Origin of the sequence: Rhizobium mayense (genome assembly GCF_030272705.1) — a bacterium.
Taxonomy (GTDB): Bacteria; Pseudomonadota; Alphaproteobacteria; order Rhizobiales; family Rhizobiaceae; genus Rhizobium; species Rhizobium mayense.
The window spans coordinates 1-236 of record NZ_JARFYM010000152.1 but is presented as its reverse complement, the minus strand read 5'-3'; the positions used below and the strand labels follow the sequence as shown (position 1 = coordinate 236).

The window sequence follows — 236 nt, the reverse complement described above, 5'->3', positions numbered from 1 at the left end:
GTCTTCACGGACATCATCGGCCCCTCGAAGGTCGACATGCCGTAGAAGGCGATGGCGACAATCATCATGCGGATGATCGGGTCGGTGCGGATCTTGTCCCAGGCGCCCGATAGCGTCATGAGTCCGTTGATCATGCCGCCCCAGGAGGGCATCCAGAGCATGATCGAGAAGACCATTCCGAGCGTCTGCGCCCAGTCGGGCAGAGCCGTATAATGCAGATGGTGCGGACCGGCCCA

1 protein-coding gene is annotated in these 236 nt (G+C 61.0%); it reads right to left on the bottom strand.

Annotated features, from left to right (window positions below):
• The coding region (locus tag PY649_RS35010) for a cbb3-type cytochrome c oxidase subunit I (protein WP_285873648.1) at nt 1-236 on the bottom strand (236 nt) is incomplete at both ends.